Source organism: Allocoprococcus comes, from assembly GCF_013300725.1.
Lineage (GTDB): Bacteria > Bacillota > Clostridia > Lachnospirales > Lachnospiraceae > Allocoprococcus > Allocoprococcus comes_A.
This window is the reverse complement of the sequence record NZ_JAAIMM010000108.1, coordinates 1-599: the sequence shown is the minus strand read 5'-3', so window position 1 is coordinate 599 and position 599 is coordinate 1. Positions and strand designations below refer to the sequence as shown.

Annotated in this window: 1 protein-coding gene; it reads left to right on the top strand. The window is 40.1% G+C overall.

Annotated features, from left to right (window positions below):
- Window positions 1-25 precede the first annotated feature (25 nt).
- Complete coding sequence (locus tag G4407_RS16270; RefSeq protein WP_117739181.1) at window positions 26-460, top strand: helix-turn-helix transcriptional regulator; 435 nt, start codon at window positions 26-28, stop codon at window positions 458-460.
- The last annotated feature ends 139 nt before the right edge of the window (window positions 461-599 follow it).

Sequence of the window (599 nt, the reverse complement as noted above, 5' to 3'; positions counted from 1 at the left end):
AAAAATCAGATCGGAGGAAAGATAAATGGCTTATAACAAGACAAGTGAAGAACGAAAGTGGAATTATTGGAAAGAACAGGAAGAAAAGAAATTGCGTGAACTGGGAATGGAAGAAGAGAAGATCCAAAAGCTGCGCCAGATGGACCGGGAAGATTTTCTGGAAGAGCGCAGATACCGGGAACATCTGGATGAAATGATGCAGGATATGGATTCCATAAAAGAAAAGGACAGCGAGCTGTTTGCAAGGGATGTAAAGGAGCTTCTGAATCACATAGGTGATAAGCGAATCTATGAACTATTGAAAGAAACGGAGCATCAGACACTGGAAATCCTCTTACTCAGTACATGGGGATATTCGGGAAGAGAAGTTGCTAAGATTATGGGAATGGCAGAACAGACGATTTATACCAAAAGAAACCGTTTGAGAAAAAAATTAAAAAATTTATCAAAAATTGAATAATTATGGCGTTTTTCGTCGGCTATTTAATAGGCAGGTAAATTTTGCCAGTGTACTTTGATAATCTCATACCAGCATTACAGGTACGTTCCCGTAAGTAGAAGCGTGGCAGGAAGACGCGAGGACAGATGAAAAGGGCATG

Coding starts and splice junctions, on each gene's coding strand:
- G4407_RS16270 (WP_117739181.1), top strand. CDS start 26: ATGGCTTATAACAAGACAAGTGAAGAACGAAAGTGGAATTATTGGAAA.